Source organism: Providencia sp. wls1943, assembly GCF_009706275.1.
Taxonomy (GTDB): Bacteria; Pseudomonadota; Gammaproteobacteria; order Enterobacterales; family Enterobacteriaceae; genus Providencia; species Providencia zhijiangensis.
In genome coordinates this window covers 1-4582 of the sequence record NZ_WLTU01000012.1, presented here as the reverse complement: position 1 = coordinate 4582, position 4582 = coordinate 1, and the positions used below count along the sequence as shown (strand labels likewise).

3 protein-coding genes, 5 tRNA genes, 2 rRNA genes and 1 pseudogene are annotated in these 4582 nt (G+C 40.3%); 10 read left to right on the top strand and 1 reads right to left on the bottom strand.

The window, feature by feature from the left end; all coding sequences use genetic code 11:
• The first annotated feature begins 14 nt into the window (after positions 1 to 14).
• The 5 genes from rrf (GKR48_RS05405) to birA all read left to right on the top strand — a co-directional run bounded on the left by rrf (GKR48_RS05405) (position 15) and on the right by birA (position 2580).
• A 5S ribosomal RNA gene (gene rrf, locus GKR48_RS05405) occupies positions 15 to 130 on the top strand.
• Between the two features lie 45 nt (positions 131 to 175).
• Positions 176 to 251, top strand: a tRNA-Thr gene (locus GKR48_RS05400).
• Positions 252 to 280: 29 nt separating this feature from the next.
• Positions 281 to 396, top strand: a 5S ribosomal RNA gene (gene rrf, locus GKR48_RS05395).
• Between the two features lie 175 nt (positions 397 to 571).
• Positions 572 to 1606 carry a UDP-N-acetylmuramate dehydrogenase gene (gene murB, locus GKR48_RS05390; RefSeq protein WP_154627320.1) on the top strand — a complete coding sequence of 345 codons (1035 nt, stop codon included), beginning with the start codon at positions 572 to 574 and terminating at the stop codon, positions 1604 to 1606.
• A complete protein-coding gene (gene birA / locus GKR48_RS05385; protein ID WP_154627319.1) occupies positions 1603 to 2580 on the top strand; it encodes a bifunctional biotin--[acetyl-CoA-carboxylase] ligase/biotin operon repressor BirA in 978 nt (325 codons plus the stop codon). The genes murB and birA overlap by 4 nt, the downstream gene beginning before the upstream one ends.
• A gap of 32 nt (positions 2581 to 2612) precedes the next feature.
• On the opposite strand, the gene coaA is transcribed toward birA, so the two are convergent.
• Positions 2613 to 3563 (bottom strand): type I pantothenate kinase, encoded by a 951-nt coding sequence (coaA, locus tag GKR48_RS05380; protein WP_154627318.1) that lies wholly within the window; start codon positions 3561 to 3563, stop codon positions 2613 to 2615.
• Positions 3564 to 3991: 428 nt separating this feature from the next.
• Here coaA and GKR48_RS05375 point away from each other — a divergent pair.
• From GKR48_RS05375 to GKR48_RS05355, 5 genes and pseudogenes are all read left to right on the top strand, one after another.
• Positions 3992 to 4067: transfer RNA gene (locus GKR48_RS05375), tRNA-Thr, on the top strand.
• 15 nt (positions 4068 to 4082) lie between these two features.
• A tRNA-Tyr gene (locus GKR48_RS05370) sits at positions 4083 to 4167 on the top strand.
• A gap of 71 nt (positions 4168 to 4238) precedes the next feature.
• Positions 4239 to 4313: transfer RNA gene (locus tag GKR48_RS05365), tRNA-Gly, on the top strand.
• Between the two features lie 6 nt (positions 4314 to 4319).
• Positions 4320 to 4395, top strand: a tRNA-Thr gene (locus GKR48_RS05360).
• 123 nt (positions 4396 to 4518) lie between these two features.
• Positions 4519 to 4582 (top strand): annotated as a pseudogene (locus GKR48_RS05355) (GTP-binding protein); the annotation flags it as partial.

Genomic DNA, 4582 nt, shown 5'->3' with positions numbered 1-4582 from the left:
ATAAACAGAATTTGTCTGGCGGCAATAGCGCGGTGGTCCCACCTGACCCCATGCCGAACTCAGCAGTGAAACGCCGTAGCGCCGATGGTAGTGTGGGGTCTCCCCATGTGAGAGTAGGGAACTGCCAGACATTAAATTTTAAGGTTGTGTCAGTGCTGACTGACAGTACCATATTGCTGATATGGCTCAGTTGGTAGAGCACACCCTTGGTAAGGGTGAGGTCCCCAGTTCGAATCTGGGTATCAGCACCATGAATACTAAAATAGTTTAAAAGAATTTACCTAGCGGCAATAGCGCGGTGGTCCCACCTGACCCCATGCCGAACTCAGTAGTGAAACGCCGTAGCGCCGATGGTAGTGTGGGGTCTCCCCATGTGAGAGTAGGGAACTGCTAGGTTTTAAATATAAGAAGCCACCCAATGGGTGGCTTTTTGCTATCTATCGATTTGTATTTTTGAAAATTCTTCTCAGTTTCTTACTTCTCATATTATTTCCATCTACATGCTATTCACTGCTAGGTCAGGCTGATAGACTTATAAAATCTTAGATCTTATTTGAAAATGAAGGTAGCAATGAACCTGACCGCCGAACTCAAATCGCTTAATAGCTTCGGTATTGATGCCAAAGCTATTAAAGTGAACATTGTACAAAGCGCTGATGCTCTGTACCAACAGTGGACAACAGCAAAAAATGACAATCTTCCTGTACTGTTATTAGGCGGGGGAAGCAATGTGTTATTTATTGAAGATTTTGATGGTGTGGTCATTGTAAACAGAATTAAAGGTATCGAAATTACTGATTCTGCAGATGCTTGGCATGTACATGCATATGCAGGGGAAAATTGGCATCAGCTACTTGAAACATTGCTTCATAAGGGAATATATGGCGCAGAAAACTTAGCGCTGATCCCTGGATGCGTAGGCTCTGCACCGATACAAAATATTGGAGCTTATGGGTTAGAGCTAAAAGATGTTTGTGAGTATGTGGATATCCTCTGCTTGGATACAGGTAGGATCACTCGTATCCCTGCGGAAGAATGCAATTTCGGGTATCGAGACAGTATCTTTAAACATGAATATCAGAATTCGCATGCGATTATCAGCGTTGGATTGACTTTTTCTAAGGAGTGGTCACCAAAGCTAGCGTATGGCGATTTAGCTAAGCTCGATCCTAACACTGTAACGCCTTCAGATGTGTTTGAGACGGTATGTGAGACTCGCAGAAGTAAATTACCTGATCCCGCTGTAACAGGTAATGCTGGCAGCTTCTTTAAAAACCCAGTCGTATCTGCTGAACTCGCGGAGACAATCAAAGCTAGTTACCCTAATTGCCCTCAATATGTTCAGGCTGATGGAAATGTAAAATTAGCAGCGGGTTGGTTGATTGACCAATGCGGCTTAAAAGGCTACGAACTAGGTGGTGCTGCAGTTCATAAACAGCAAGCTTTGGTATTGATCAATAAAGAAAATGCAACAGGAAAAGATATTGTGGAGCTTGCTAAGCATGTCAGACACACAGTTGAACAGCATTTCGATATATATTTAGAGCCTGAAGTTCGCTTTATAGGGCGAAATGGCGAGGTCAATGCGGTGGACTGTATACAATGAAAGAGATGAGCATTCCATTACAAGTTATTGATATTTTAGCGGATGGGCAAATTCATTCAGGGGAACAACTGGGTGAGCACTTAGGAATGACGAGAGCTGCAATTAACAAACATATCAAAACATTGCGCTCATGGGGTCTTGATATTCAAACAGTTACTAGTAAGGGATATCAGCTTCCTTCGCAAATTAACCTATTGAATAAAGAACGCATTGAGCAATATGTTTCTGATTCTAATGTCATAGTTGAACCTGTTATTGATTCAACTAACCAATATATGTTGGATCGAATTCCTCACCTGCAGTCTGGGGATACTTGCTTAGCTGAATACCAAAGTGCAGGAAGAGGCCGCCGCGGACGCCAATGGATTTCACCATTCGGATGTAACCTCTACCTTTCAACATATTGGAAATTAGAACAAGGCCCCGCAGCTGCAATTGGTTTGAGCTTAGTTGTTGGTATCGTAATTGCTGAAACTTTAAATAAATTATGTGGAAACAAAGTCAAGGTTAAATGGCCTAATGACCTCTACATGAATGATAAGAAACTAGCTGGAATTCTGGTTGAACTAACAGGCAAAACTGGCGATGCAGCACATATTATTATTGGTGTTGGTATCAATATTGGTATGAGTAAAAATATCATTCAAAAAGAGGAAACAATTAACCAAGCTTGGTCTGCATTAATTGATGAAATTGAAAATATCGAGAGAAATGAATTAGCTGGTAATATTATTAATTCATTAAAAGAATCATTACATATATTTGAGAAACAAGGATTGAAACCATTTTTGTCTCGGTGGTTTGAATTAGATAATTTTTTAGGTCGTAAGGTTAAGCTTTTGATTGGTAATGATATTGTTGTTGGTATTGAAAAGGGAATAAATGAGCAAGGCGCTCTGTTATTACAAAAAGAAGATGGAGAAGTTATCCCTTATATTGGCGGTGAAATATCATTAAGATCGAATGAAAATTAACTATAGTGGCCGGATAATACCGGCCTTATCCATTATTTTCTTAAGCGTACATTCCGAATAGAATGATTTTCGCCCTTGGTCATAATTAAACTTGCCCGTTCTTTAGTTGGCAAAATATTCTCTTCAAGATTTAAACCATTAATCTCATCCCAAATTGAACTCGCCACATTGATCGCTTCTTCTTCACTGAGCTTAGAATAGTTATGGAAATATGAACCGGTATCAGAAAATGCACCTTGTCTAAATTTCAAAAAGCGTCCGATATACCATTGCTTTAGTAATTGGGGCTCGGCATCAACATAAATGGAAAAATCAACAAAATCCGAAACAAAGACATGGTGAGGATCTTGAGGATAGTCCATATCACTTTGCAGGACGTTTAACCCTTCTAATATTAAAATATCAGGTTGGTCGATGATTTGTGTCTGATCAGGAACAATATCGTAGGTTAAATGCGAATAAACAGGGGCTGCAACATTACGCGCTCCTGACTTGATTTGAGAAACAAAGTTAACCAACTTCCGCATATCGTAAGATTGAGGAAAGCCTTTTTTCTTCATTATATTTTTGTCGCGTAAGACATGGTTTGGATATAAAAAACCATCGGTAGTAATCAAGTCAACTTTTCGATGTTCTGGCCAACGGGTTAGTAGCGCTTGTAGCAAACGGGCCGTAGTACTTTTTCCTACGGCAACACTCCCAGCGATACCAATGATATAGGGTACTTTTGCTCCATTCGTTCCTAAAAACTGTTCTAACACCGCTTGGCGGCGCAAATTGGAACTTATATAAAAGTTCAGTAGACGAGACAGAGGAAGATAAATTTCGATGACATCATCCATGGAAAGCTCTTCATTAATACCTTTAAGTTTAAGGAGCTCACTTGATGATAATGTTAGAGGAACCGAATCACGCAAAGTGGCCCAATGCTCTCTATCGAACTCTAAATATGGTGTCGTCATAAAATTTTCTTTTTGTTTCATAAACCAACATCTGCCTATTTGTGTGCAGGTTGGACAGGCTGCAAAAGCATCTGTATCCATAAAATTTGGTAGCATCATAGCGAGTGAAGAGAAGTAGGCGTAGGTTTTTTTGTGTTTTATGTGAATTTTTTTTGACGTATGCAAAAAAAAATAGGTTTTTTGCTGAAAAACTAAACGATCAAAACAGGGAAAAAACTGTGATAGTGAATAAAAAAATTATATTTTACGAAACTAAACTCGATAACGGTGCTTTACTCCTCAGATTATAATCGATTATAGTTAATGGCTGTTGTTGATGTTTTAATCTCAAAGTAGATAAAAAATCAACAAAATCGCAAAAAGCGAATAAAATATGAGCGAATGAACAAAAAATTAAATTTTTTTGTTGCATCCTGCGCTCACTCTTCCTAGAATGCGCAGCACTTGATGCCGGCATAGCTCAGTTGGTAGAGCAACTGACTTGTAATCAGTAGGTCCCGAGTTCGACTCTTGGTGCCGGCACCATTAAAAATTTGGATAGGTGGGATACCCAAGCGGCCAAAGGGAGCAGACTGTAAATCTGCCGTCACAGACTTCGAAGGTTCGAATCCTTCTCCCACCACCATCTCCAATAAGCTTCTATAAGCTTTGCGGAAAACAGTTTAACAGCTGATAACTCAGGTAGCCGAGTTCATTGCGGGCATCGTATAATGGCTATTACCTCAGCCTTCCAAGCTGATGATGCGGGTTCGATTCCCGCTGCCCGCTCCAAGATGTGCTGATATAGCTCAGTTGGTAGAGCACACCCTTGGTAAGGGTGAGGTCGGCAGTTCGAATCTGCCTATCAGCACCACTTCCCCGATGTTCTCAATTATCTCCTGTTTTGTCTCCTGTAAAGAAAGAATACAAGCGAATTTAATCCTTGCTTGGTTGATGTGGTTTAACCACCGATTCCGTGTCTTAGAGGGACAATCTAATGTCTAAAGAAAAATTTGAACGTTCAAAACCGCACGTTAACGTTGGTACAATCGGCCACGTTG

Coding starts and splice junctions, on each gene's coding strand:
- murB (WP_154627320.1), top strand. CDS start 572: ATGAACCTGACCGCCGAACTCAAATCGCTTAATAGCTTCGGTATTGAT.
- birA (WP_154627319.1), top strand. CDS start 1,603: ATGAAAGAGATGAGCATTCCATTACAAGTTATTGATATTTTAGCGGAT.
- coaA (WP_154627318.1), bottom strand. CDS start 3,563: ATGAAACAAAAAGAAAATTTTATGACGACACCATATTTAGAGTTCGAT.